The organism is Streptomyces sp. NBC_00442 (assembly GCF_036014195.1).
Lineage (GTDB): Bacteria > Actinomycetota > Actinomycetes > Streptomycetales > Streptomycetaceae > Streptomyces.
In genome coordinates this window covers 7,069,872-7,094,883 of the sequence record NZ_CP107918.1, presented here as the reverse complement: position 1 = coordinate 7,094,883, position 25,012 = coordinate 7,069,872, and the positions used below count along the sequence as shown (strand labels likewise).

The following is a 25,012-nucleotide window of genomic DNA, read 5'->3' as shown; positions in this document are numbered from 1 at the left end:
CTCACGCCACCGCTTCCGCTGTCGGTACATAGGCGGGCAGGTCGGCCGCCACACAGAACCCGCCGTCGGGTTCGGGTCCCGCCCGCAGGCTGCCATGGACGAGTTCGACGCGCCGGCGAAGACCCGTGATGCCGAGGCCCGATCCGGTGCGCGTCAGCTCGCTGTCGGGCCGCCCGGCCGGAGCGGTGTTGCGGACGACGACACACACCCGGCTCTCCTCGTACTCCACGCGCACGGCGACGCGGGCGCCCGGGGCGTGCTTGTGCACATTGGTCAGCGCCTCGCGCACGATGCGGTACATGGTGCGGCCGACCACCGGGGAGGCGAGCGAGCGGTCGCCCCGCTCGACCAGTTCGGCCGGCACGCCCGCCGCGGTCGACTCGGCGACGAGGGCGCCGAGCCCGTCGGGCGTGGGGGTGCGGTCGTCCTCCGGCGCGGTGCGCAGGATGCCGACCAGATCCCGCAGTTCCTCAAGGGCCTGGCAGCCGGCCGCCCGCAGCTCCTCCGCCGCCCGCCGGGTCGCCTCGTCGGACGCCGTCACCCGCAGCGCGCCGGCCTGGAGCACCATGAGGCTCACCCGGTGCGTCACCACGTCGTGCATCTCGCCGGCGAGCCGGGCGCGTTCCTCGGCGCACGCCTGCTCGGCGAGCAGATGGCGCTCCCGCTCGGCCCGCTCGGCGCGCTCGGTCAGGGCACACACCAGGCGCCTGCGCGCGTCGAAGTAGAGGGCGAGCAGGGGGCCGACCGCCGTGCGCAGCAGACCGACGGTGATCACCGTGAAGGACGGCTCCCAGGGGCGGGCGACGACGAGCGTGAAGAGGCCGAGCACGAGATACGCCGTACGCCGGTTGCGGGCGGTCCTGCCGTAGAAGACCGGACCGTAGGCCGCGAGCGCCGTCGAGAACGGGGCCCAGACGTTGCCCGGGTGCGCGGGCGTCAGGGCGTCGAGGGGCGAGATCAGCAGGGTCACGGCGAGGGTGAACGCGCCGAGTACCGCGACCACCGTCAGCGGCGCCCTGCGGCGGGCCACCAACGTGAGGCAGGCCAGCGCCTGGGCGCCGAGCAGGACCCAGGCGAGGGTGCCGGGCCGCTCGGGCCACCAGGTCGCGCCGGTCAGCGTGGCCGCGGTGTCGGCCAGCGTGAAGCAGAGCGCGATCGCCGTGTCCACGGCGATCGGATGGCGGCGGTGCCAGCGTCCTTCACTCATGCCGTTCACGGTAGGTCACGGACGGGCGAACGCCCCCGGACAGCCGACGTCCGGCCCCGCACCCCCTACGAAAGTCGCATGCCGCCCCCGGCCGCACTCCTTTCGTCGGGCCGTATCCCTCCCGCCCGCTCTGCCGCGCGGCGCGCCCCCCGCGGTGCAATCGGAGGCATGGACACCAACCGGACAACCCACACGACGGCGGCGCCGGCCCTCGGGCACTACGAGATCGACCCGGACGCCTCGATCATCGAGTTCACGACCCGGCACGTGTTCGGGCTCCTGCCGGTGCGCGGCACCTTCGCGATCCGCTCGGGAAGCATCGACATCAACGAGCCGCTGGACGACTGTGCCGTCCGCGTGGAGCTCGACGCGGCGAGCTTCGCCACCGGCAGCCGGCAGCGGGACGACGCCGTGCGCTCGGCACGCTTCCTGGACACCGCCCGCCACCCACTGATGACCTTCGCCGCGGACCGCCTGGACGGTACGACGCTGCACGGCACCCTCACGGTGCGCGGCATCGCCCGGCCGGTGCACCTGTCCGTGGCGGAGTCCGCCTCGTCGGCCGGGTCGTTCACGGCCCGCGCCACGGCCCGCGTCGACCGCACCGTGTTCGGGGTGACCGCGTCCCGTGGCATGGCCGGCCGTCACCTCGACGTGGCGGTACGGGTCCGGTGCGTGCGCGGCGGAAGGCCCCTTGCCCAAGATTTGTAAGACAAATCCGGAACCCTTCGGCCCTCTGTGCCCATCAGCCCTGGTGGAACGAACACCCATGCCCTTGGGCCACAGAACCACCCGGAGCGATCGCAATGACCCACCCCCGCAACGGGGCCTACCAGTCTCGGGGCCACCGCCGGGCCAGGCGCGCCAAACACTGGATACTCGGCGTGGTCGCCGTCACCGTACTCGGCCTGATCGCCTGGCCCGTCCTGAACTACTTCGACGTCTTCTCCGACAAGGGCGACGCGATCAGTTTTGGTCCGGGCGGAAGCGGCGGCGACAAGCCGGGGGGCGGCGACGCGGGGAAGCCTGACTCCAAGGTCCTCATGCCGACGGGACCCGAGGCCAAGTTCACGGTGGCCGGCACGGTCCCCGAGAACGGGACGAAGATCGCTGTGACGACCCTTGAGGGCAAGAAGTCGGGCTTCACGGGCAAGGTCTGGGTGTGGGTCCCGCCGGAGTACAAGGATCCGAAGTACGCCGGGAGCGGCTTCCCCGTGATGGTGGCGCTGCCCGGCGGCGCCGGCTACCCGACCAACTACTGGATGGGCACCGACCTCAAGCTGGAGTCGAGCATCTCCACGTGGTCCAAGGAGGGCAAGAGCCTGCCGTTCATCCTCGCGATGCCGGTCCTCAACCCCCATCCGGACACGGGCGGCCTGTACTGGGACGCCAGCGACATCCCCGGTCAGCCCAAGATGGGCACGTGGCTCACGGAGGACGTGCCCGACCTGATCAAGGCCAACTTCCGCACGGTCAAGTCCCGTGACGGGTGGGCCTTCATGGGCTCCTCCACCGGCGGCTTCGCCGGCCTCAAGAGCGTGCTGCAAAAGCCCGGCCAGTTCAAGGCGGTCATCGCCTCAGGACCCGACATCGTCCCCGACTCCCGCCTGTGGGCCGGGCACGACAAGGAGAAGGCGGAGAACAACCCGAACGTCCTCGCGCAGAAGCTGATCGCCGCGAAGAGCCCGGACGTCTATCTGGCCTTCCAGGTCGGCACCGTGGGCTCCGACGCCGAGGCCAAGCCGAAGATCGAGCAGTTCATCGCCAAGTACACCAAGGGCCCGGTCAAGACGAAGCTCAGCGTCATCCAGGGCGGCGGCCACAACGCCAAGACGTACGTGCCGAACATGGCCACGGGCGGCCTGATCCAGTGGATCAGCCAGCACATGGAGGGCCCCGTCCCCGCCTCCTGAGCGGCGCGGGCCGGGCGCCGGGGCCGGGCCCGCGTCCTTCGGATGCAGGAATGCGGCCGAACACCCCCCGAAGCCCCCGGGGATCGGGGCGGACGGGAACTACCGTTCGTCGGGCACGGCGCGGGTCCAGGACGTCAGGCGCACGGACCGCACAAGGGAGCGAAGGAGCAGGCGTGGGGAATGCAGCGGTCGGTGCGGGCGGGGACACGGGGGCCGGCGGCGCTGGCACGGGGGCCGGCGGCGTGGAGCCGGACGGTCCGCGTGACGCCCGGCGCGGCAGGCACCGCTCCTTCTGGAAGGAACTGCCGATCCTCATCGGCGTCGCGCTGGTGCTCGCCCTCCTCATCAAGACGTTCCTGGTGCAGGCGTTCTCCATTCCGTCGGAGTCGATGCAGAACACGCTGCAGCCCGGAGACCGTGTCCTCGTCGACAAGCTGACGCCGTGGTTCGGCGCCCGGCCGGAGCGCGGCGAGGTCGTCGTCTTCCACGATCCCGACAACTGGCTGCGCGATCAGCCGACTTCGGACCCCAACCTCGTACAGAAGGCCCTGTCGTTCATCGGCGTGCTGCCGTCGGCCAACGAACACGACCTGATCAAACGGGTCATCGGGGTGGCGGGCGACACCGTGGAGTGCAGGGGCACCGGGCCAGTGACGGTCAACGGGAAGCCCCTGAACGAGCCGTACGTCTACCCCGGCAACACCCCGTGCACCGTCGACCAGGACGGCGGCCAGTTCAAGGTGACCGTGCCCAAGGGAAAGATGTGGGTGATGGGCGACCACCGGCAGGACTCGGAGGACTCCCGCTACCACCAGACCGACAAGAACCACGGGCTCGTCCCGGTCGACGAGGCCGTGGGCCGCGCCTTCGTGATCGCCTGGCCCGTGACCCGCTGGGCCACGCTGCCCGTCCCCGCCACCTTCGACCAGGCGGGCATCAACGCGGCGGGCGCCCTCGCGCCGGGCGCGCTCGCCCTGGCGGGTGCGGCGCCCGCGGTCCTGTGGCACCGGCGCCGCACCGGCGGCCGCGAGGCCTGACCGGCGCGGGGAACCGCCGGCCCCGGTACGCCCTCGCGCGCCGCCGGGGCCGTCAGCGCGCGACGGGCCGCGACGACGGGAGGGGCCGGCCCGGTTCGGCGCCCCGCGAGGACCCCGCCGCCCGCGGTGGCGCCGGGGCCTTCGACGGCTCGGCCGGGGGCGTCCGGCCGGGACGCGACGAGCCGGCGACCGACGGCAGGGCGCTGGACGGCGGCGAGGGCTCGGGACTGGGCGTTCCGGACGGCGCCGGCGCGGGCGGGGACTGCACCGGTCCCGGCGAGTTCGCGGGGAGCTGCCGCTGCTCGCCGGGGCCCGAGGTGACCGAGACGTAGCCGATGACCACGGCGGCGGCCGTGGCGAGCCCGGCCAGCGGCAGGGCGAACCGGCGCAGCCTCAGCCGCGCCAGCGGGGTCCGGCGCAGAGGGGGTCCCGGCGGTTCGGCGGGGCGCAGGCCGGTGAGGGTGATGCCGTCCGCGCGAGCGGCGAGTGCCGCGCGCAGCCGGCGCTCGACGGGGCGCCCCGGGTCCTCGGGCTCGCTCCAGTGGCCGCTCATGCCCGTGCCTCCAGGATCTTCTCCAGCGCGTCGAGCGCGCGGCTCGCGATGGACTTGACCGAGCCCCGGCTGATGCCGAGGGTCGCCGCGATCTCCGCCTCCGTGAGGTCGCTCCAGTACCGAAGGACGAGGACCTCGCGTCGGCGCGGCGTCAACTGCCCGAGAGCGGCGAGCACTTCGCGGTGCTCCTCGTCGAGCACCACGCGTTCCTCCGCGGAGGGCGCGTCGGGTACGTGAGGAGGGGTGTAGCCGCGTGCGGTGCGGCGGCGGCGCAGCACGGAGCGCGAGGCGTTGACGACGGCGGTGCGCAGATAGGCGAGGGCGTTGTCGATCTCCTCGATCCGCTCGCCGTGACGCCGGTAGAGCGCGGTGAAGGCGTCCTGCACGATGTCCTCGGCGGCGGCCCGGTCGTCCACGAGCATGACGGCGAGACGCACCATCTTCAGCCGGTGGGCGTGGTAGAGCTCGCTGACGGTCGGCGGCGCGGCGCCCGGATCGCGGGCCGCGCCCCGGGCGCTCCGGTCCGGCGTCACCGCTCCCGGTGTGAAAGGCCGCGGTCCCGCCGCTCCCGGCGTGAACGGCTCAGCGCGCGCGTCGCCCCGCGCGGCAGGACTCCGGCGCAGCAGTACGCGCCACCAGGACGTGGGGACGCGCGGGAAGAGGGGGGCCGGGTGCAGTAGGGCGGTGTGCTCCATCAGTTCCTCGGGTGCGCGGGCAGCGCCCCGCCCCGCGCGCCGCGGAACGGGGCCGTGGCATGCCTCAGTTCTCGTGCCGGCGCCGGACGGCGAACACAGCGCCGACGCCCGCGAGGATCAGCGCGCCGGCTCCGACGCCCATGATCGTGGTGGCCTTGGACGACGCCCCAGTATGGGCGAGTTCCTTCTGGCCGGCCGGAGCGGGGGCCGGGGCGGCCCCCGGCGGCCTGGGCGCCGCGCTGGGCTCGGCGGCGCTCCCGGCCGGGGCCGCCGCGGGCTCGGCCCCCGCGGGCTGCTTGACCTGTGGTGCGGCGGAGGGCGGTTCGGTCGCCGCGGCCGGCGCGGGACGCGGCTGCGACGGGGGCTCGGTCGCCGACGGCTTGGCCGACGGCCGCACGGCCACGGGCTTGCTCTGGCCCGCCCGCTTGACCGGCGATGAGACGACGGCGCTGCGCGGCCCGGCCATCGCGGCCGGGGCGACGCCGTTGGGCGCGACGCCCGGCCCGTCGGCGTGCGCGGGGCCGGCGAGCGCGGGGACGGCGAGGGCCAGGAGCAGCCCGGTCGCCGCCGCGGCGCCCTTGAGGCGGCGCGGGCCGCGGGGCGCGGTGGTGGCGGAAGTGTGCTGGGGGACGGTCACGTTGTGCATCTCCACGGTCGGCGGTGCGGCGCGGAATCGCGCCTTCACCCCTGACGACGTGCGGCGGCGACGGGGGTTGCCGACGGACCGGAAAAACTTCCGCGCACGGCCGCACCCTCCTCCCCTCCCCTCCCCTCGCTGGACCGGGGCGGACCGGGGCGGACGGAGTCCGGCGGGCCGATCCAGTGCGCGGACGACGGCGGCTCCGGCCGGCGCGGTGCGGTGCGCGGGCCGGAGCCGTCCTGCGGGAGATCAGCAGGAGCCCTCGTCCTGCCAGACCCCCCACTCCCCCGTGGTCCCGGGCTCTTCGTTCTGTGTCCACCACTTGGCCTTCCACGTGTGGCCGTTGTGGGAGACCTCGTTGCCCTGCGTGTAGACCGCGCCAGAGGTCCAGGCCGCCGCCGCGCAGGTGCCGCCGCCGGGCGAGGAGGGCGGCGGGGAGGACGGCGGGGGCGAGTCGGGCGGGGTGGCACCGGCGAACTTCACCGAGTACTTCGCGAAGTCCCAGGCTCCCTGCGGAACGCTGCTGCACGTTCCGGACGTCCTGCCGCCGTTGTCGGGCGGGGTGCACTGCCGGTCCCGGTTGAGGGACCAGAAGGTGAACCGGGCCATGTTGTGGCTCGTCGCGTAGTCCAGGACCGTCTGGAAGTCGGCCTGCGAGAAGTACTCACCGGAGTCGCTGCGCCCGTTCATGCCGGAGAAGCCCTCGTGGGCGTAGGCGGTCGCCGCGTTCCAGCCGAACGTCGACTGGAGTACGGAGTTGAAGTTGGTCAGCGCGCTGGTCTGTGCGGCGGCGCCGCTGAACCCGCCGTCGAACGGCATGATCGAGAAGTTGTCGGGCACGAAGCCCTGCGTCTTTGCCTCGTTCAGCATCTGCTTGCCGAACCAGCCGGTGCCGTCGGCGGTGCCGGCGGTGGTCACCGACACGTACAGGCCGGGGTTGTTCTGCTGGAGGATCTTGGCGGCGCCTATCTCGTGGGCGATGGCCGCGGTGTTCTCGTACTCGGGCTCTTCGAGGTCGAAGTCGATCGCCTTGAGTCCGTACTTGGTGATGACCTGCTGGTACGCGGCGGCTGTGGTGGCCGCGTCCGAACAGTTCTGGCCGAGCTTGGTGCCGCCGTAGCCGCCCACGGAGACCGAGACGTCTCCGCCCTTGGCGCGGATCGAGGAGATCACGCCGGCGACGGCGGTGTCGGAGGAGACGGGGGCCGTGCCGCCCCACGTCGGGCTGCAGCCACCGCCGTTGGGGGCGAGCACGAAGGCCAGCTGGAAGGCCTTGAGGCCGGTGGCGTCCATGATGGCGGGGGCGTTGGGCGGATCGTTGTCGAGGGGCATCAGATACGGCGCCGCGGCGTACCAGCGACTGCCGAGCCCGGCCGCGTCGGCGGTCGCGCCCGAGGCCTGGCCGGCCACGAAGGAGGTGAGGCCGGCCGCGGCCAGAGCGGCGCTCGCGGCGCCGCAGAGGAGAGCACGAAGTGGCTTCATGTCGAGGTCTCCTGGGGGTGGGAGGGGCTCCCAGAATTGGCCGGTGGCCGGAACACGTCAACGACTTGGACTAGACCATTGCGATTCCTTGAACGAACGGAACCGACCCCGCACCCACAGATCCGGCCACAAGGGACACCCCGGCAGGGACGGCGCCCCCATGCCCCCCCCGGTCCAAGGCCGTTGAGCCGATGCGGATCCCCCCGCAGGGGCGGAGGTCGGGGGCACTACGCCGGGGCCCAACGCGGGGCCCAAGGCGTTGGCCCGGCTGCGCGGCGCCAACCGCGCGGGGGCCGACCGCGCCGGCGCAAGGCGTTGACCTGACCATGCGGGGCCGACCGCGCCGGTCCAAGGCGTTGACCTGGCCACGCTGGGCCCGACGGCGCGGAGCACGAGCTCGCCGAACCAAGGCCGGCCCGACCCAGCGGGGTCCAAGGTGCGGACCCAGGACGTTGAACCGGCCCCGCGGGGCCACCGGACCGCACGCCTCCTTCCCGGCGAACTCCCGCCCACGCCGCACGCCGCCGCACGGCAACCGGCACCCACCGACCCCCGCACCCACCACGGCACCGGCATCCCCCAGCCCCCGTCCACCCCGGCGCAACCGACCGCCCGGTGCCGGACTCGCCGCCGCGGGATGGCTTCGTGTAGGCCGGACGGCACAAGCCGACCTGCGGAATGTCCGTTCTGTTCCTACGGTGGCTGAATGGTCATCAGGTCCGGATTCCGTTCCATGGCAGTGCTCACCGCCACTGCCGCCATCGGTCTGTGCTGCCTCGCTCCGACGCCCGACAGCTCCGCCTCCGTGCCCCAGCCGGGGCCGGGGGCGGGCCAGCAGGTCCGGCCGCGGCCCGGCGCCCCCGCCCTTCCGAGTGACGTGTCGGCCCTTTCGTTCGTGGTCGCCGACGCCCGCACCGGCAAGGTCCTCGCCGCCCGCGACGCCCACCGCAAGCTGCCGCCGGCCAGCACGCTCAAGACGCTGTTCGCGGTCACCGCGCTCCCCCATCTGCGCGCCGAGGACCGGCACACCGTCTCCGAGGAGGACCTGGCCGGAATCGGCGCGGGCAGCAGCCTGGTGGGGGTGGAGGCCGGGCACACCTACCAGGTGTCCGACCTGTGGCGCGGGGTGTTCCTCAGCTCCGGCAACGACGCCGTTCACGTGCTCGCGTCGCTCAACGGCGGCTGGGAGCAGACCGCGGCCCAGATGCAGGCCGAGGCCCGGCGGCTCGGCGCCCTGGACACCGAGGTCGTCTCGCCCGACGGCTACGACACCCCCGGCCAGGTCTCGTCCGCGTTCGACCTCGCGGTGTTCGGCCGCGCGGGGCTCGCCCGCCCGGACTTCGCCGAGTACTGCTCGACCTCGTCGGCACAGTTCCCCGGCGGGGGCGGTTCGTACGGAATCATGAACACCAACCGTCTGCTCTCGGGCGCCGACGGGGTCGGCCGCTACCCGGGGATCATCGGCGTCAAGAACGGCTACACGAGCAATGCGGGCAACACCCTGGTCGCGGCGGCGAAGCAAGGTGAGCGCACCTTGCTGGTGACCGTCATGAACCCGCAGTCCGGCGGCGGATTCGAGGTCTACGAGGAGGCCCGCGCCCTGCTCGACTGGGGCTTCGGAGCCTGGGACCACGTGGACGCGGTCGGCTCCCTGGAACCGGTGCGGCCCACCAAGTCGGCACAGCACGCCCAAGTGCGCGCCGCGCGGGTGGCGGCGGTCAAGCCCTCCGAGGGGGCCGGCGAGGACCAGTCGTCCTGGTCGGCCGCCGGGTCCGCCGCCGTGGCCCTGGCCGGCGGAACGACGGTCCTCCTCCTGGTGCGCCGTCGCACGAGCCGCAAGGCCGCGGGACGCCACCCGCGGTGAGTCCCCGCGCGGCCGGACCGCGACCTCGCCGGCATGGCGCCGCCGCGGTCCGGGAAGGCGTCGCGCGGCCACGGTCCGGGAGGGCATCGCGCCGGATCGCGTCCTGACCACCCCTCAATCAGGCCTAAGAATCGCAGAATTGAGTCTCCGACTGCCTTGAAAACGACGCAACCCCCGTCAATACACCTTTCTTTTGGCCGACCTTGCCCGACGCGGCGACCTGCGCACCCCTGCGGCGCCCTGCACGAACGCGGCTGCGCCGGGTGACTTCCCGTGACCGAATGTGTCCGTCGCGGCACGCGGACGCCACCCCGGGGGGACAGACTCCTGTTCGTTCTTCGGAAACCAACCCCCAGGAGTGTTCGAAATGCGGAAGATCGCAGCAGTCAGTGCCGTCGCCGTCGCTCTGCTGGCCAATGGACTGGTCGGCACCGCGGTCGCGGCCCCGGCTCCGGCTCCGGCTCCGGCTCCGGCTCCGGCCAACGCCGGTGCCGCGCAGCCGATGAGCCTGTACGCGCCGTCCGCGCTCGTGCTCACGATCGAGCCCGGCACCGGCGACCAGCAGAACGCCGTCCAGCGTGCGGTCACCCTGAGCTGCGCCCCGAAGCCCTCCGGCACGCACCCCACGCCCGCCGCGGCGTGCGCTGAACTCAAGCGTGCGCAGGGTGACTTCACCGTGCTCGTCGCCCCCGGCGCCCCCCGCCTGTGCAACAAGCTGTGGAACCCGGTCACGGTGCGGGCCGACGGCGTCTGGGAGGGCAAGCACGTCACCCACGTCCAGACCTACGGCAACTCCTGTATGAAGGACGCCGGTTCGGAAGCCGTCTTCAACTTCTGACCTGCCCTGCGGGGCGCCCCCCGCGGGCCGGGCCTGCCGCAGGGGGTGACAACCGCATTCCCTCTCGTGTTACTTGGCATGTCGTCGCCGGTTCACTCGGCGATGGCACCGTACCGATGGAATGCCGCCCCCCACTTGGAGGAACCGTGTCGGATCCCCGGCCCAGTCGCTTCACGCCCCGGCTTCGGACAGCCCTGTTCGGCGCGCTCGGTGCCTGCCTCGCGCTCGCCACGGCGGGCGTCGGCAACAGCGCACAAGCCGCGGGACCCGGGAGCCTGCCGCTGTCCGGGGCCACCGTCTCCGGCCTGCACAACACCTACGACCCGGCCGCCTTCCCCCATCTCGCACAGGCCCTGGACACCGGCACGTCGATGATCGAGCTCGACGTGTGGGACGACTTCATCACCAAGGAATGGAAGGTCAGCCACTCCAACCCCCTGGGCAACAGCAACAACTGCGTCGACGCCTCGACGCCGGCCCAGCTCTACTCCGGCGGCGCCAACAAGGATCTGGAGAGCTGTCTCGACGACGTACGGGTCTGGCTCGGGGCCCACCCCGGGCACCCGCCGCTCGTCATCAAGCTGGAGATGAAGGCGGGCTTCCAGTCCACCTTCGGGCTCGGCCCCGCCCAGCTCGACCAGGCCATCGCCGCCCATCTCGGCTCCACCGTGTTCCGGCCCGCGGACCTGCTCGCCAAGCCGGGCGGTGGACAGTACGCCACCCTCGACGAAGCGGCGGCCGCGGGCAACTGGCCGACGCGGGAGCAGCTCGCGGGCAAGGTGATGCTGGAGGTGATTCCGGGCACCGTCGAGGAGGGCAACCCCACCGACCGGCTGTGGACGGACGTGGAGTACGCGCGCTACCTGCGCGACCTGACGGCGGCGGGCCACGCCGCGCAGGCCCAGGTCTTCCCCGCCGTGCACAACGCCCAGGCGGGCGACCCTCGTTCACGCTACGCGGACACCTCGATCCGGCCGTGGTTCGTCGTCTTCGACGGCGACGCGGCAACGTATCTGAACGGCACCATCGACACCGCCTGGTACGACACCCACCACTATTTTCTCGTCATGACCGACGCCCAGAACGTGTCACCGGCGCTCGACGACAAGAACCCGTCACCGGCGGACGCACAGGCACGCGTGGCGCGGCTCGCCGCCGCCCATGCCAGCGTCGCCTCCAACGACTGGACCGCCCTCCCCCAGATCCAGTCGCTCGCGCTGCCGCGCGGGGCGAACTGACGCGAAAGGCCCGAGCCCCCAGGTCGGCGCCGACCTGGGGGCTCGGGCCTTTCGGCCACTGGCCGGACCGCGGTGCACCGATCCGGTCACCTTCACCGCGTGGGGGCCGCCACACGCCCGGCGCCAGGACAGCAAGATCTGCACGGAGTTGGCATATTCCAGAGGAATTTTCTGTATCGAGCCCACCGGTGAGGCGGCGCCAACAGGATTCCCGCCGTTGAACACTGCACTACGAATCTGGACATGTCCGCATAGCGGCCAACCAGTTGGCTCTCACTTCTCGTGCAGGGGCCGCGGCCGGTAGGCATGGGGGCGTACCGCTCGCCGGCCGGGGCCCGCACCGGGCCCGGCCGCGCCAACCGACCGCACGCCCAAGGGGTTTGGCATGTCCTACCAATCCGTACCGTCGCGGCCCACGCGCCGCCAGGCCATCGGCGTTACCGCCGGCGCGCTCGCCGGGCTCACCCTCGCCGGCACGGCGCACGCCGCGACCGCGCCCCCCGCCCGCACCGCCGGCGACGCCCCGCACGGCGCGCCAGGCCCCTTCGACGAGGTCTTCCAGGGACGCCGGATACAGGGCCTGCCGGGCTCCGGGCACCCGCACCACGGCGGCGGCTACTCCGTGCGGATAGACGGCGAGGAGCTGCATGTGATGCGGAACGCCGACGGCACCTGGATCAGCGTAGTGAACCACTACGAGCCCTCCGCCACGCCCCTCGCCATCGCTCGCGCCGCCGTGGTGGAGCTCCAGGGCGCCGCCCTCGTCCCGCTCGTCTGACCCGCGCCCCCACGTCCGCTTCGTCCGTACGCCGGCTCAACCAGGAGCTCCACCATGGCCGTTCGCAAGAATCAGGCGGATCTCACCGCCCCGGAGAAGCGCCGCCTCGTCGACGCGCTGCTTCAGCTCAAGCGCGACGGGAGGTACGACGCCTTCGTCCGCACCCACAACTCCTTCATCATGAGCGACACCGACACCGGCGACCGGGTCGGTCACCGTTCGCCGTCGTTCCTGCCATGGCACCGCAGGTTCCTCATCGAGTTCGAGCGGGCCCTGCAGTCGGTCGAGCCGTCGGTCACCCTGCCCTACTGGGACTGGACGGCCGACCGCACACCGGGCGCCTCCCTGTGGGCCGCCGACTTCCTGGGCGGCACCGGACGCGACCGGGACGGGCAGGTGATGGACGGCCCCTTCGCGCACGGCGCGGGCGCCTGGCCCCTCAACACCCGTGTGGACGGCCGCACTTACCTGCGCCGGACCCTCGGCTCCTCGGTCGCCCAGCTGCCGACCCCGGCCCAGGTCGACGGCGTCCTCGCGATGACGACGTACGACATGGCACCGTGGAACAGCGCGTCCGACGGCTTCCGCAACCATCTGGAGGGATGGCGCGGGGTCAATCTGCACAACCGCGTCCATGTCTGGGTGGGTGGCAACATGGCGACGGGGGCCTCCCCCAACGACCCGGTGTTCTGGCTGCACCACGCGTTCGTGGACCGGCTCTGGGCGCGGTGGCAGGCCCTCCACCCGGGCTCGCCCTACCTCCCGGCGGCCGGCACCCGCGATGTGGTGGACCTGCACGACACCATGCGCCCCTGGAACGACGTGACCCCGGCGGACCTGCTCGACCACACCCGGTTCTACACCTACGACACCGTGGCCTAGGAAGTGTCTTCGACGTGGCGTCTCCACCCGTAGGGCGGGCCGGAGGGGACTTCGAAGACACGACCCAGCACCACGCCGGTGCGCGCCGCCCGACGGCCGGGCGGCGCGCTCGCCGCCTCACCGGACCGCGCCGAGCGTCCTTCCGGTGCTCAGCGATGCGCTGAGCCGGGCCGACCGGTCCGGGGCCGCCTTCACCGCGAGGGTCGTACCGGTGACGTCGGCGCGCACCTGCCCGGTCACGCTGATCCGGGTGACGGCTCGGCTCCCCGCGGCGAGGAGATAGGGGGCGCCCGAAGGGGAGCTCCAGCGGGTGTCGGCGAGGATGTGCTGGTTGAAGCGGCTGCAGTACGACGTGTCGCGCGCGTCGGCGATCAGGGTGCCGGGCTCCCGCGCCGGCGTCGTGGGCGGCTGGAACCGTACGACGGCCCGGCCCGGTCCGTTCCAGGTGTCGGCCCTGGAGCACAGCCATGCCGCCGTGCCCGCGCCCTCGGGCAGTTGCTGCTGCGCGAACACCCAGTTGTTCACGGCACGTACGCCGCCTCCGGCCGTGGAGCGCAGCGCGCAGGCCGTATGGGCCCAGCTCACCAAGGCCGCCGCGCTCGTGGCTTCGCGGGGAGCGCGGGCCGGGGCGCCGCCGCCCGGCGGCGGGGTGTAGGTGAGGTGGACGGGTGACAGGCCGCCGAGGTCGGTGAGTAGGAAGGCGTGCTTCTCGGCGATGCGCTCGGACGAACGCAGTTGCAGGGCGGGCCAGTTGGAGCACGGGCCGCCGAGGCCCGGGGGCGTCACCGCGTCGCTGACGCCGTCGTCGGCGGTGTGCAGCGGGCGGGCCGGGGTGTCGGGTGCCAGCAGGTCGCGGGTGGTCGACTCGGCGACCCAGGGGGCGAGCAGGAAGCGCGTCCCGCGTCCGGTGCGGGTGAGGACGAGGGCGGCCGCCGTGGTGACATCGGCGTTGTCGGCGCGGGAGAAGGCCAGTTCTGGCGGCCGCCCCGCCGTCTGCGCATAGCGCACGACGCGTTCGCCGTCGTACAGGAGGACCACGTCGGCGTCGTCCGCCCGTCCCGCGTACAGGAGTTGGGGCGCGGCGGCCGGAGGTCCGGTCCCGGTCCTGGGTGCGGCCGACACATGGACGCCAGGGCCAGGTCGCGCCCAGGCCCGCAGCGCGCGGTCCAGGAGCGCACGGTCGCCGGTGAGGGCGCCGCGCGCCGGCCAGACCGTGAAGTCGATGCGTGAGCTCGACTGCCAGGCGTCGGCGGGGGCGCGCATCAGGGACGCCGCGTCGACCGACGGGATCGCGACGGCGGCGCGGCCGGTGGGATCCGGCGCCCCCGGGCCCCTGGCGCTCTGGCCCACAGTCAGCATCACCGCCACGAGCAGGGCGGCCGCCGCACCCCCACGCCGCCAATGGCGGCGGCGCAGCAGATCCGTCGGCCGGGCCTGCACGGTGCACGGGTCGAATTCGACGGAGTCGAGCAGCGCTCCGGCCCGGGTGCCGTCCCGCGGGCCGAGCCGCTCGGCATCGCGCAGTGCGGCCGCCGGATCGGGGGCTCCGGCCGCCGCCAGGAGCTCGGCCGCGACATCCGGCGTACATCCCTCCAGGTGGCGCAGCACGAAGGCCGCGCGGACCGCCGCGGGGACGGTCGCCAGCTGCTGCTCGAGGGCCAGTTCCTCCGCGCCGCCGATGCGGGGCGTCAGCCTCAGCCCCCACACGGCGGGCAGCGCGGGCCGTACGGCCCTGCGCCAGCGGGCGGCCCCGTGCTCGTACGACAGCGCGTTGCCGACCACGCGCCGCAGGATCCAGCCGAGCGCCGGAGCCTCCTCACTCCGTGGTCCGGGTACGGGTACGGGCCCCTGCTTGGCCGGCGATGGACGGGCGGGCAGCGCACTCTGCACCACGCCGTGCGCGGCGAGCACGCGCCGGTGGCGGCCGAGCCGAGGCGGAAGGATGAGGTAGGCCAGCCGGACGAGCCTGGGGTAGTGCTCGACGAGCGTCGCCTCCGCCTGGCCGAGGCCGGGCACCGGTCCGGCGGGACGGGGATGACGCTCGCGTTGAGAGGCTGGCATGGCGGGGCACCTTCTCCGGCTGGCGGTCGCTGTGTCGATGCCCTACAAACGAGCGAATCGGATGACAGTCACACCGCGAGCGCTTCCCGGGGCGGCCGCTCGGCCCTCGGCCCCCCGACGCGGCTCCGCGTCGGGGCCCGTCGGTCAGGCCGGGCGGCGGCCCCAGGCGGAGATCATCGGGGAGGTCGCCAGATCGAGGCGGCCCGCGGCGACGCTCGCCAGATGGCGCTCGATGTCCTCGTCGGTGGCGAGGCCCCGGTCGACGAGCAGCGCCCTGACGTGGCGCACCGTCGCGGCTTCCAGGACGGCGCCGGCGGGCGACGTGACGGGGAAGTACGCGTCGGCCTCGACCTGCTCCAGGTCCAACTCCCTCAGCAGTCGCGGGAGTTTGCGGCCGTAGGAGAGGTCGGCGCCGCGTTCGGCGAGGAGTGTCCGAAAGCCCCGGCGCAGGCGGTTGGCGCGTTCCTGTTCGGGGCCGTACTCGTCGAGGCACAGCAGGGGCTGGAGCGCGGGATCCGCGTCTTCGATCAGCAGGACGCCGCCGGGGCGCAGCGCCCCGGCCATGGTGCGCAGGGCGCGCTCCCGGTCGGTGACGTGGACCAGGACGAGGCGGGCGTGGACGAAGTCGAAGGGGCCCTCGGGTGCCGGGTCCCGGCCCACGTCGTGGCGGGCGACCTCGGCCTGCGCAGGGAGTGCGGTTCCGGCGATCCGGCCGGTGTCGAGGTCGGTGGCGAGCACCCGCCCCTGGGGCCCGACCCGTTCGGCGAGGCCGCGCGGCACGGAGGCACCTCCCGCGCCCACCTCCCAGACGTGGTGCCCCGGGCGCAGGCCGAGGGCCTCGAAGTGGCGGAACGTCGAGGCGTCGAAGAGTTCGGCGAGCGCGTCGAAGCGTTCGCCGGCTTCGGTGCGCCGGTTGTCCAGGAGGTATCCGTCGTCGTCGCTCACGGGGGCCATGGGATCATGATGGCAGTGCTCAGCGGGCCAGGCGGCCCAGGAGCGAGGAGGCCGCGAGAATGCCGAGCGCGGCCGCGACGGCCAGCACCCCGTAGTCCAGGGCGAGATGGGCGTGGGTGCCGAGCAGCAGTCCGCGCAGGGCGTCGACCTGGTAGCTGAGCGGGTTGGCCTTGCTGACGGCCTGGAGCCAGCCCGGCATGATCGACACCGGATAGAGGGCGCTGGAGCCGAAGAACAGCGGCATGGTGATGGCCTGTCCGATGCCCATCAGGCGGTCGCGGGTCAGCACGATCCCGGCGATGGTCATCGACAGACAGGAGAAGAACGCGGAGCCGAGGATCACGGCGACGGCCACGCCGAGCAGCCGCAGCGGGTTCCAGGTGAGGGCCACGCCGAGCAGTGCGGCGATCACGATCACCACGACGGCCTGGATCAGCGCCTTGACCCCGGCCGCGAAGGCCTTGCCGGTGATGAGCGCGGAGCGCGGGGTCGGGGTGACGAGGAGCTTGGTCAGGATGCCCGAGTCCCGCTCCCAGATGATCATGATGCCGTAGAAGATGGCGATGAACATGGCGGACTGGGCGATGATGCCCGGCGCCAGATAGTCGATGTAGGGGATGCCGCCGGTGGGGATCGCCTTGATGCGGGTGAAGGTCTCGCCGAAGATCAGCAGCCAGAGGGCGGGCTGCACGGCCCGGGTGTAGAGCTCGGCGCGGTCGTGCCGGAGCTTTTGCAGCTCGACCGCGCACAGGGCGGCGACCCGGGCGGGCAGCACACGCCACCCGGTGCGGGGGCGCGGCGGGACCAGGAGCAGGTCGAGCTTCCCGTCGGCGTCGAGGGCGGCGGCGCCGGGGTCAGCCGAGGCGGGCTGCGGTGCGGCGGGTGCTGCGGACATCGCGGAAGTCACCTCCCTTGCTGTCCAGGCCGCTGCCGGCGACGTCGCGGAAGACGTCCTCCAGGGTGGGCGGCGGATCGTCCGGGGTGGCGCCCCCGATGCGCTCGCGCAGCTCGGACTTGAGGCCTTCGGGGGTGCCGAGGGCTCGTATCCTTCCGCGGTGCATCAGGGCGAGGCGGTCGCAGTACTGGTCGGCCTCGTCCATGTGGTGGGTGGTCACGAGGACGGTCATTCCGGTGGCCCGGCGCACCGCGTTGATGTGCTCCCACACACTGGTGCGGGCGATCGGGTCGAGGCCGATCGTCGGCTCGTCGAGCATGAGCAGCCGGGGCGCGCTGACCAGGGCCTGGGCGAGTTCGAGGCGGCGGATCATGCCTCCCGAGTAGGTCTTGGCCATGCGGTCGGCGGCCTCGGTGAGGTCGACGGCGTACAGGGCCTGCTCGACGCGGCGGGCGCGTTCCCTGCGCGGGACGTCGAAGACCCGGGCGAACAGGGTCACGTTCTCCCGACCGGTCAGGCCCGCGTCGGCCGACAGCTGCTGCGGTACGTAGCCGAGCAGCCGGCGCACCGCCATCGGCTCCTTCGCCGCGTCGTGGCCGAACACGTGGACGCGGCCCGCGGGCACGGGCAGCAGGGTGGTGATGCAGCGGATCGCGGTGGTCTTGCCCGCGCCGTTCGGGCCGAGCAGCCCGAAGACCTCGCCGGCCGCGACGGTCAGATCGAGCGCGTCGACCGCACGGGTCCCGCCGAAGGCGTACGCGAGTCCCTCGCAGCGCACCGCCGCGTGGACCGGCCCGGCAGTGTCGCCCCGGTCGGCGGGGCGCCCCGCACTCTTGTCGCCCGGCACCGCGCCGCCGTCGCGCAGCGCCTGGTCATCGCTCGGCGCCTCGTCATCGCGCCTCGCGTCGTCACCGCGCACCGCGTCGTCACCGCGCACCGCGTCGTCGTCGCTCATGAACCCTCCGATTCCTCGTGCAGGTTGTCGGCGAGCCGGCGCAGTGCCGGGAGGGCGGCGGCCAGGGCTGCCCGGTCTGCGGCGTCCAGGCGCGCCACCTGCTCCCGTACGAGCGCGGCGCGGCGGCGCTGCCAGTCACCCAGCCGTCCGAGGGCGGCGGGCGTCGCGTGAAGCCGGGCCGAGCGGCGATCGCCCGGATCGGTCTCGCGCCTCATGTAGCCGTCCCGCACCAGCTGGTTGACCAGCGTGGAGACCGAATTGCCCGCCAGGTGGAGCTCCTTGGCGGCGGCCGAAACGCCGATGCCGGGCCGGGCGGCGACCAGGCGGAGCAACTCGACCTGGGCACCGCGCAGCCGGGGCACGCCCAGGCCGCCCCGCAGCCGTCTCCTGATGAGCCGCTGCACGCCCGCGAGCACGTCCGCGAACGAGTCGTCGAGCGCTTGTGCCTCTTCGGCGGCCATGAGGCGATTTTACCTCTGGGTGAGAGGTATCGGCCAGAGGGCGTCGGCGCCGACGGACCGCACGGTGTGGCGCGCAGCACATGTGGACCCACTGTGAGAACGGACCGGGGCCGCATGACATCTTTCCCCGGGGCCCCCGCGCGCTCCACGGAACGCCATTCGCATCGGGCAGGGAAACAGGAGCTGAACGCACGTGCCGGCCATCAGTCAGAGAATGCATCTGATCCTGCTCTCCGCATGGACCGCGCTCTGGTTCGCCCTGGTGGAGCCCAACGGCGGCTTCTCCTGGCACTATCTGCGGGCCGGCGGGGAACTCATCTACCAGGGCCCCTCGGGCGACGGCACCGGCGGTCTCAACCTCTACGCCCACCACCCCGAGCTCCAGATGGGGCCCGTCAGCTTTCTGACGGCCGGCATGTTCAACCCCTTCCCCGAGCGGACCGGGCAGTTCCTCGCGGCGCTGCTCATGTCGGTGCTCGGCCTGGTGATCGTGGTCATCGCCGGGCGCAGCGCGGCCTGGTACTTCTTGGGCACCGGCACCAATCACCAACGCCTGCGCCAACGCGTGCTCATCGCCGGTCTCGCCTTCATCCCGATGTGGATCGAGGTGTCGGTGCGTTTCGGGCACCTCGACGACGTGCTCGCCCTGTTCTTCACCGCGCTGGCCGTACGCTCGGTGACCCGCGGCAGCCCGGTCGGTACGGGGGTGTGGCTGGCGCTCGCCATGGACTCCAAGCCGACGGCGGTGACCTTCGCCGCGCTGCTCTTCGCGCTGCCGCGGCGCCAGTGGCTGCGGGCCGGGCTGTGGTGCGCGTTGGTGGTCGCCGTGGCCTGGGCACCGTTCTTCCTCAGCAATCCCCACTCGATGTCGGCCGCCGGCTTCGCGATACCCAACCAGCCCGCGTCCGCGCTGCGCTGGCTCGGTGTCGCCGATCCCGAGACGCCCGGCTGGGACCGTCCGGCCCAGGCGCTGCTCGGTCTGCTGCTCGGGGCCGTCGCGGTGTGGCGCGGGCGGTGGGCCGCGGTGGTGCTGCTCGGGGCCAACGCGCGCATCGTCCTCGACCCCAGCGTGTACACGTACTACACGGCGTCGGTCCTGCTCGGAACGCTGCTGTGGGACGTGATCGGGCAGCGCAGGCTGGTGCCGTGGTGGAGCTGGCTCGCCCTGCTGGCCCTGTACGGGAGCGTGTTCGTGGTGACGGACGACGCGGCGCGCGGGCTGATCCGGCTGGCGTTCGTGATCGTGTCGACCGCGTACGTGCTGCTGTGGCCGCAGCGCGACAGGACCCGGGACCGCCGGCGAAGGAGCCGGGCCGTCGCCGCCGCCTGACGGACCGGGCCGCGCGCGGGCGCTCTCGCTGGGCGGTCTGGCGCGGGCAGGGGCCGGGCGGGCCGCGCCGGCCCGGGGTCACGCGCCCGACAGCGCGACGGCGGTCCCGCGTGGGAGGCTGGGCGGGACCGCACCGGCAGCTCGGCGAAGAGGGTCCCGCATGACTCGTCAGACGCGTACGGCCAAGGACATCATCGCGGCGACGTCCGCCGCGCTCGCCCCTTCCCCGGACGACAACCGGCTCGTGCCCCTCGTCGAGTCCGGCAAGGCGCCGCTCTCCGCGCTCGCCGGGCTCGCCCTGGAGCAGCGCCACATCATCGCCGCCGATCGCCGCGCCTTCCTCTTCCTCGCCGAGCGTGCGGGCAGGGGCACGCCGTGCGCCGCCTTCTTCGGCTCGCTCGCCGAGGGCGAGGCCATGGCGCTCGAACGGCTCGCGGCGTACGAGAGCGCCTGCGGGCTCACTCCGGAGGCCGTCGGGCAGTACCTTCCGCGGGCGGGCTGCCAGGCCTACCCCGCGTACGTGGCGTGGCTGGCCCTGAACGGCGAGCCACCGAGCGTGGCCCTCGCCCTGACCGCCAACTTCGCGGCCTGGGGCGGCTATTGCGCCCGGATGGCGGCCGCGCTGCGCGGCCGGTACGGCTTCAGCGACGCGGCGTGCGGCTTCTTCGACTTCTTCGCGGGCCCGGCCCCGGAACTCGACGAGCGGGCGGTGGCGGCGGTCGCCGCGGGCTCGGACGACGCGCACGGCGAGGGCGTGGGCGGTGGGGCGCACTACGGACGGCTGCTCCAGCGGTACGAGTCGATGTTCTGGAACACGCTCGCCCCCTGAGCCGGGCCCGGGAGGCGGGCACCCGGACCACCACGGGGGTGGCACGCGCGCCACCCCGTTTCGGGGTGGTGGCGGGATCGAGTCGGGGGGTGGCGGCGGTGGACGATCGATGCGACCGATGCACCGCAAGGGGAGCGATCCCAACGGGGAGACACCGACATGCAGTTGTTCCAGAAGCCGGCCCGGTGGGCCGCGGCCGCCGCCTGCGCCCTGCTCGCCACCGCCCTGCCGACCGCGGCGGCGAACGCCGCCGCCCACGCCGCGACACCGCCCGTGCCGGACCGCTACCGCCTCCAGCACCTCGACTGGCAGCCGTGCTTCTCCGGCACGCTGGAGTGCGCGACCATGGCCGTCCCCCGGGACTGGTACCACCCCGGGGCCGGCCCGAGCCTCGGTATCAAGGTGTCGCGCCACCGGGCGGCCGACCCCGCCGAGCGGCGCGGTGTCCTGATGATGGCCGCGGGCGGTCCCGGCTCCTCGGGGCTCAAGCGGCCGGCCACCCTGACGGGGCTGAGCCCGAAGCTCGCCGCCGCCTACGACGTCGTCAGCTTCGACCAGCGCGGGGTGGGGGCGAGCACCAACGTGGTCTGCTCGGACCAGGCCACGGTCGACATGTTCTTCTCCAGCGGTGATCTCAGGGACCGCTCACCCCGGGCGATCGGAGCCGTGTTCGACCGGGCGCGGGCCTTCGTGGCGGACTGCGAGCGGCAGTCCGGCGGGCTGCTGCCCTACATCACCAGTGACCAGGCCGTGCACGACATGGACCTGTACCGCGCGCTGCTCGGCGTGGACAGGATCTCCTACTACGGGCCGTCCTACGCCACCGTGCTCGGGGCGTACTACGCGACGGAGTTCCCGCGCCGCGTAGAGCGGGTCGTCCTGGACAGCACCGTCGACTTCACGCAGGGCTGGCAGGCGTACATGACGGGGCAGCCCGCGAGCTTCCAGCGCCGGTACGAGCGGGACTTCCTGCCGTGGCTCGCGAAGAACGACGCCGCGTACCACCAGGGCCGTACGCCCGCCGAGGCCGAGGCCTCCTACGAGCGGCTGCGGGCCGCGCTGCGCGACCACCCCCTCGACCTGGAAGGCGTCCGGGTCACGCCCAACCATCTGGACGCCACCGCGACGAACTACCTCTACAGCGCGCGGGGCGGGTTCCCGGCCCTGGCGTCGCTGATGGGTCTGCTGGAGCACCCCGACAGCGCGTCGGCGCAGGCGAAAAAGGACGCAGCCGGGGAGCTGGCGCCGGTCATGAGCGCCGGGTACTTCGCCGACTTCTTCGCGGTCACGTGCGGCGACGGCCCCTGGAAGCGCGACGGCCGGTACTGGGTGGACCGCAGCGCCGAGGCGACCCGCGTCAACCCCCTGGTCGGAGCACGTGAGTTGACGTTCGCCGCCATCTGCGCGAACTGGCCGCGGCCGAAGGCGCCGCACATCGAGGTGACGGGCAAGGGGCTGCCGCCCGTCCTGATGCTCAACGCGACGCACGACCCGGCGACGTACTACGAGGGCGCCCTGCGCGTCCACCGGTCCTTCGCGGGCTCGCGTCTCGTCACGGTGGACGACGGCGACCACGGCCAGTTCCAGCACGGCGACGCGTGCGCGGACGGCTACGTGGAGGACTACCTCCTGACGGGCTCGCTGCCCGCGAAGGACACCACGTGCGCCGGGGTGCCGCTGCCGGAGCCCACCGCCGCGCTGGGCTGATGCCCGAACCGGGCCGAGAACTTCCGGCCGGGCGGGAACCAAGGGGTGCACAAGCGTTTACCCTAGGGGTGAACATTTGTGCACCCCTGCCCGCGTTCCAGCCGTACGGAGAATCATGACCCCAGCGATACCCGAGTCCGCCGACCCGGCACGCCCCCGGTTCTTCGTCGGGGTCCTGGCGTTCTGCGGCGTGGTCGTGGCCGTCATGCAGACACTGGTGGTGCCGCTGCTGCCCCACGTGCCCGCCCTCACCGGCAGCACCCCGGCCGCGGCGAGCTGGCTCGTCACCATCACCCTGCTGACCGGGGCGGTCTTCACCCCGGTGCTCGGCCGGGCCGGCGACATGTACGGCAAGCGGCGGCTGCTGATCATCTCGCTCGGCGTGCTCACGGCCGGCTCGGTGATGTGCGCGGTCAGCTCCCACATCGGCGTGCTGATCGCGGGCCGCGCCCTGCAAGGGGCGGCGCTCGCGGTGATCCCGCTGGGCATCAGCATCATGCGGGACGAACTGCCGCCCGCGAAGGTCCTCTCCTCGGTCGCCCTGATGAGTTCGACGCTCGGTATCGGCGCGGCCGTCGGCCTGCCGGTCGCGGCCCTGGTCGTCGAGCACTTCGACTGGCACACCATGTTCTGGGCCTCGGCCGTGCTCGGACTGCTCGACATCGCCCTGGTGCTGTGGTGCGTGCCCGAATCGCCGCTGCGCTCCCGCGGCCGGTTCGACGCGGTGGGCGCGCTCGGCCTCTCGGCGGCGCTGGTCGCGGTGCTGCTCGCCATCACCCAGGGCGCCGACTGGGGCTGGACCTCGCCGCGCACCCTCGCCCTGTTCGGCGCGGCCGTGGTGATCTGGCCGCTGTGGGGCGCGTACGAGCTGCGCACCCGCTCCCCTCTGGTGGATCTGCGCGTCTCGTCACGGCCCGCCGTCCTGCTCACCAATGTGGCGGCCCTGTTGATCGGCTTCGCCTTCTACGCCAATTCGCTCGTCACCGCGCAGATGATGCAGGAACCCAAGGCCACCGGGTACGGGCTCGGCGCCTCCATCGTGGTCAGCGGGCTCTGCCTGCTGCCGGGCGGCCTCGCGATGGTGGCGCTCTCCCCCGTGTCGGCCAAGATCTCGGCGGCGTACGGGCCGAAGGCGGCGCTCGCCCTCGCGGCCGCCGTCATGGCGGTCGGCTATGGGGTGCGCTTCTTCACCAGCCACAGCATGCCCCTGATCATCGCGGGGGCCACGGTGGTGGCCTGCGGCACCGCGATCGCGTACTCGGCGCTGCCCGCCCTGGTGATGCGCGCGGTCCCGGTGAGCGAGACCGGCGCCGCCAACGGGCTCAACACCCTCATGCGCTCGGTCGGTCAGGCCTGTTGCAGCGCGGTGGTCGCCGCGGTCCTGGCCAACGTCACCTTCCAGGCCGGCGGCCAGACCGCTCCGACCCTGCACGCCTACCTCCTGGTGTTCCTGATCGCCGCAGGCGCCGCACTCGCGGCGCTCGTCGCCACGCTGTGCCTGCCGGGCACAGCGGCCCCCGCCGGCGGTACCGTCGGGCCGGAGCGCGCCGAGGGCGCGGCGGGACGCGCGACGGCCGAGGAGAGCGCATGACGGGCCAGCAGGCCACCGGTACCGACACCGAGACCGGCAGGGACGCGATCTTGCGGGCGGCCCGGCGGGCCTTCACGCTGCGCCCGTACGCGGAGGTCACGATGCGCTCGATCGCGGCCGACGCCGGCGTGAGCCCCTCCCTCATCGTGAAGCGGTTCGGCAGCAAGGAGCGGCTGTTCCACACGGTCGCCGACTTCGGGCCCGCCGCCGACGCGCTGTTCGCGGCGCCGCTGGACGCCCTGGGACGGCACATGGTCCTGACGATGGTGCGGATGCGGCGCGAGGACCAGGGGGATCCGCTGCTCCGCGCGGTGTTCTCGCTGGGCAACATGGACGAACGCACCCTGCTGCGGGAGCGGTTCCGCGAGCAGGTCACGTCTCGGCTGGCGGGTCAACTGCACGGCGGGGACAGCGAGTTGAGGGCCGAGTTGATCGCCGGTCTGCTGCTGGGCCTCGGCGCGACCCTCAGCCTGCACCGGCCGGGCGCCGGGGAACGCGCCACGCCCGAGCAGCTTGCGGATCTCTACGCGCCGGGTGTGCAGCGCCTGGTCACCGGCAGCGGGGCCTGACCGCCAGGGGTCGTGTCCGGGGCCTGCCTGGGCCGCCTGGCGGCACGCGGCCCGAAGGACCGGGCTCATGACGTGAGGGGGCTCGACACCCGTATCCGCCCCGCCAGTGGCCGCACTCCTCCGTTCACCGTCATGACGTCGTGCCCTCAAGCCCTGACGGAAGACGAGAGAGGTCAGCACCGGATGTCCGTCGACCAGACATCGTGGGAAGCGGACGTGCGGGCTTCCCCTGTCATGGTCACGGCGCTTCTGGACCCGGAGTTCACCGAGTTTGAGCGTCCGGGAGGCGATGGGACGCGACGTCGATCCTCACCGTCACGCGTGCCGGTTCAGTGGTTCCGGAGTCTCCGGTCAAGGTCAGGAAGATGTCCGGGGTCGTACTGGCTCCGGGCATCGTTCATCTGACGTACCTCGCCGACAGCAAGGGGCTCCAAGCGTGGCGGAGCTCCTTGTGGCGCCTGACGGAAACCGGCTGGCGCATGTACTTCCACCAGGCGACCGTCACGAGCTGAGCGAACGGCGGTCCTCCTCCC

At 73.1% G+C, this 25,012-nt stretch carries 24 protein-coding genes; 14 read left to right on the top strand and 10 right to left on the bottom strand.

Translation table 11 applies throughout. From position 1 onward, the window contains the following. Nucleotide 1: 1 nt before the first annotated feature. Nucleotides 2-1,207: a sensor histidine kinase gene (locus tag OG432_RS31895; protein ID WP_328314419.1), complete on the bottom strand. Its 1,206-nt coding sequence runs from the start codon at nucleotides 1,205-1,207 to the stop codon at nucleotides 2-4. A gap of 168 nt (nucleotides 1,208-1,375) precedes the next feature. On the opposite strand from OG432_RS31895, the gene OG432_RS31890 reads away from it, so the two are divergent. From OG432_RS31890 to lepB, 3 genes are all read left to right on the top strand, one after another. Continuing rightward, nucleotides 1,376-1,918, top strand: coding sequence for a YceI family protein (locus tag OG432_RS31890; protein ID WP_328314418.1), 543 nt, complete (start codon nucleotides 1,376-1,378; stop codon nucleotides 1,916-1,918). A 95-nt stretch (nucleotides 1,919-2,013) separates the two neighbouring features. Further along, on the top strand, nucleotides 2,014-3,120 hold the full coding sequence (locus OG432_RS31885) for an alpha/beta hydrolase (RefSeq protein ID WP_328314417.1): 1,107 nt from the start codon (nucleotides 2,014-2,016) through the stop codon (nucleotides 3,118-3,120). A gap of 50 nt (nucleotides 3,121-3,170) precedes the next feature. Next, entirely contained in the window at nucleotides 3,171-4,157 is a 987-nt protein-coding gene (lepB, locus tag OG432_RS31880) for a signal peptidase I (RefSeq protein ID WP_443058499.1), read from the top strand. Nucleotides 4,158-4,209: 52 nt separating this feature from the next. Here lepB and OG432_RS31875 read toward each other — a convergent pair whose 3' ends face one another. The 4 genes from OG432_RS31875 to OG432_RS31860 form a co-directional block, all read right to left on the bottom strand. After that, nucleotides 4,210-4,710 carry a hypothetical protein gene (locus tag OG432_RS31875; RefSeq protein WP_328314416.1) on the bottom strand — a complete coding sequence of 167 codons (501 nt, stop codon included), beginning with the start codon at nucleotides 4,708-4,710 and terminating at the stop codon, nucleotides 4,210-4,212. Next, nucleotides 4,707-5,405 (bottom strand): RNA polymerase sigma factor, encoded by a 699-nt coding sequence (locus OG432_RS31870; protein ID WP_328314415.1) that lies wholly within the window; start codon nucleotides 5,403-5,405, stop codon nucleotides 4,707-4,709. The genes OG432_RS31875 and OG432_RS31870 overlap by 4 nt, the downstream gene beginning before the upstream one ends. A 64-nt stretch (nucleotides 5,406-5,469) precedes the next feature. Next, a complete protein-coding gene (locus OG432_RS31865; protein WP_328314414.1) occupies nucleotides 5,470-6,042 on the bottom strand; it encodes an LPXTG cell wall anchor domain-containing protein in 573 nt (190 codons plus the stop codon). 252 nt (nucleotides 6,043-6,294) lie between these two features. Next, nucleotides 6,295-7,527 (bottom strand): carbohydrate-binding protein, encoded by a 1,233-nt coding sequence (locus OG432_RS31860; RefSeq protein WP_328314413.1) that lies wholly within the window; start codon nucleotides 7,525-7,527, stop codon nucleotides 6,295-6,297. A gap of 733 nt (nucleotides 7,528-8,260) precedes the next feature. Here OG432_RS31860 and OG432_RS31855 point away from each other — a divergent pair. The 5 genes from OG432_RS31855 (at nucleotide 8,261) to melC2 (ending at nucleotide 13,127) form a co-directional block, all read left to right on the top strand. Continuing rightward, the gene (locus OG432_RS31855; RefSeq protein WP_328314412.1) at nucleotides 8,261-9,391 is read left to right on the top strand and encodes a D-alanyl-D-alanine carboxypeptidase family protein; all 1,131 of its coding nucleotides are present in this window, start codon (nucleotides 8,261-8,263) and stop codon (nucleotides 9,389-9,391) included. A gap of 367 nt (nucleotides 9,392-9,758) precedes the next feature. Beyond that, complete coding sequence (locus OG432_RS31850; RefSeq protein ID WP_328314411.1) at nucleotides 9,759-10,229, top strand: subtilase-type protease inhibitor; 471 nt, start codon at nucleotides 9,759-9,761, stop codon at nucleotides 10,227-10,229. A gap of 146 nt (nucleotides 10,230-10,375) precedes the next feature. Further along, entirely contained in the window at nucleotides 10,376-11,467 is a 1,092-nt protein-coding gene (locus OG432_RS31845; protein WP_328314410.1) for a phosphatidylinositol-specific phospholipase C domain-containing protein, read from the top strand. 385 nt (nucleotides 11,468-11,852) lie between these two features. Then, complete coding sequence (gene melC1 / locus OG432_RS31840) at nucleotides 11,853-12,245, top strand: apotyrosinase chaperone MelC1 (protein ID WP_328314409.1); 393 nt, start codon at nucleotides 11,853-11,855, stop codon at nucleotides 12,243-12,245. Between the two features lie 54 nt (nucleotides 12,246-12,299). Continuing rightward, nucleotides 12,300-13,127, top strand: coding sequence for a tyrosinase MelC2 (gene melC2, locus OG432_RS31835; RefSeq protein ID WP_328314408.1), 828 nt, complete (start codon nucleotides 12,300-12,302; stop codon nucleotides 13,125-13,127). 117 nt (nucleotides 13,128-13,244) lie between these two features. On the opposite strand, the gene OG432_RS31830 is transcribed toward melC2, so the two are convergent. The 5 genes from OG432_RS31830 to OG432_RS31810 form a co-directional block, all read right to left on the bottom strand. Next, on the bottom strand, nucleotides 13,245-15,188 hold the full coding sequence (locus OG432_RS31830) for a hypothetical protein (RefSeq protein WP_328314407.1): 1,944 nt from the start codon (nucleotides 15,186-15,188) through the stop codon (nucleotides 13,245-13,247). 144 nt (nucleotides 15,189-15,332) lie between these two features. Next, a complete protein-coding gene (locus OG432_RS31825; RefSeq protein WP_328315331.1) occupies nucleotides 15,333-16,133 on the bottom strand; it encodes a class I SAM-dependent methyltransferase in 801 nt (266 codons plus the stop codon). 28 nt (nucleotides 16,134-16,161) lie between these two features. Next, on the bottom strand, nucleotides 16,162-17,037 hold the full coding sequence (locus OG432_RS31820) for an ABC transporter permease (RefSeq protein ID WP_328314406.1): 876 nt from the start codon (nucleotides 17,035-17,037) through the stop codon (nucleotides 16,162-16,164). Then, entirely contained in the window at nucleotides 16,997-17,992 is a 996-nt protein-coding gene (locus OG432_RS31815; protein ID WP_328314405.1) for an ATP-binding cassette domain-containing protein, read from the bottom strand. The genes OG432_RS31820 and OG432_RS31815 overlap by 41 nt, the downstream gene beginning before the upstream one ends. After that, nucleotides 17,989-18,453, bottom strand: a complete 465-nt coding sequence (locus OG432_RS31810) for a MarR family winged helix-turn-helix transcriptional regulator (RefSeq protein WP_328314404.1) — start codon at nucleotides 18,451-18,453, stop codon at nucleotides 17,989-17,991. Before OG432_RS31810 ends, OG432_RS31815 begins: the two co-directional genes overlap by 4 nt. Nucleotides 18,454-18,646: 193 nt before the next feature. Here OG432_RS31810 and OG432_RS31805 point away from each other — a divergent pair, with 193 nt between their 5' ends. The 6 genes from OG432_RS31805 (at nucleotide 18,647) to OG432_RS31780 (ending at nucleotide 24,991) form a co-directional block, all read left to right on the top strand. After that, nucleotides 18,647-19,783, top strand: coding sequence for a hypothetical protein (locus OG432_RS31805; RefSeq protein ID WP_443058498.1), 1,137 nt, complete (start codon nucleotides 18,647-18,649; stop codon nucleotides 19,781-19,783). Nucleotides 19,784-19,943: 160 nt separating this feature from the next. Beyond that, nucleotides 19,944-20,612 (top strand): transcriptional regulator, encoded by a 669-nt coding sequence (locus OG432_RS31800; RefSeq protein ID WP_328314403.1) that lies wholly within the window; start codon nucleotides 19,944-19,946, stop codon nucleotides 20,610-20,612. Nucleotides 20,613-20,771: 159 nt separating this feature from the next. After that, a complete protein-coding gene (locus OG432_RS31795; protein ID WP_328314402.1) occupies nucleotides 20,772-22,319 on the top strand; it encodes an alpha/beta hydrolase in 1,548 nt (515 codons plus the stop codon). Between the two features lie 115 nt (nucleotides 22,320-22,434). Then, nucleotides 22,435-23,910: an MFS transporter gene (locus OG432_RS31790; RefSeq protein ID WP_328314400.1), complete on the top strand. Its 1,476-nt coding sequence runs from the start codon at nucleotides 22,435-22,437 to the stop codon at nucleotides 23,908-23,910. Then, the gene (locus tag OG432_RS31785; RefSeq protein WP_328314399.1) at nucleotides 23,907-24,479 is read left to right on the top strand and encodes a TetR/AcrR family transcriptional regulator; all 573 of its coding nucleotides are present in this window, start codon (nucleotides 23,907-23,909) and stop codon (nucleotides 24,477-24,479) included. Before OG432_RS31790 ends, OG432_RS31785 begins: the two co-directional genes overlap by 4 nt. Before the next feature lie 365 nt (nucleotides 24,480-24,844). Continuing rightward, nucleotides 24,845-24,991 (top strand): hypothetical protein, encoded by a 147-nt coding sequence (locus tag OG432_RS31780; protein ID WP_328314398.1) that lies wholly within the window; start codon nucleotides 24,845-24,847, stop codon nucleotides 24,989-24,991. Nucleotides 24,992-25,012: the final 21 nt, after the last annotated feature.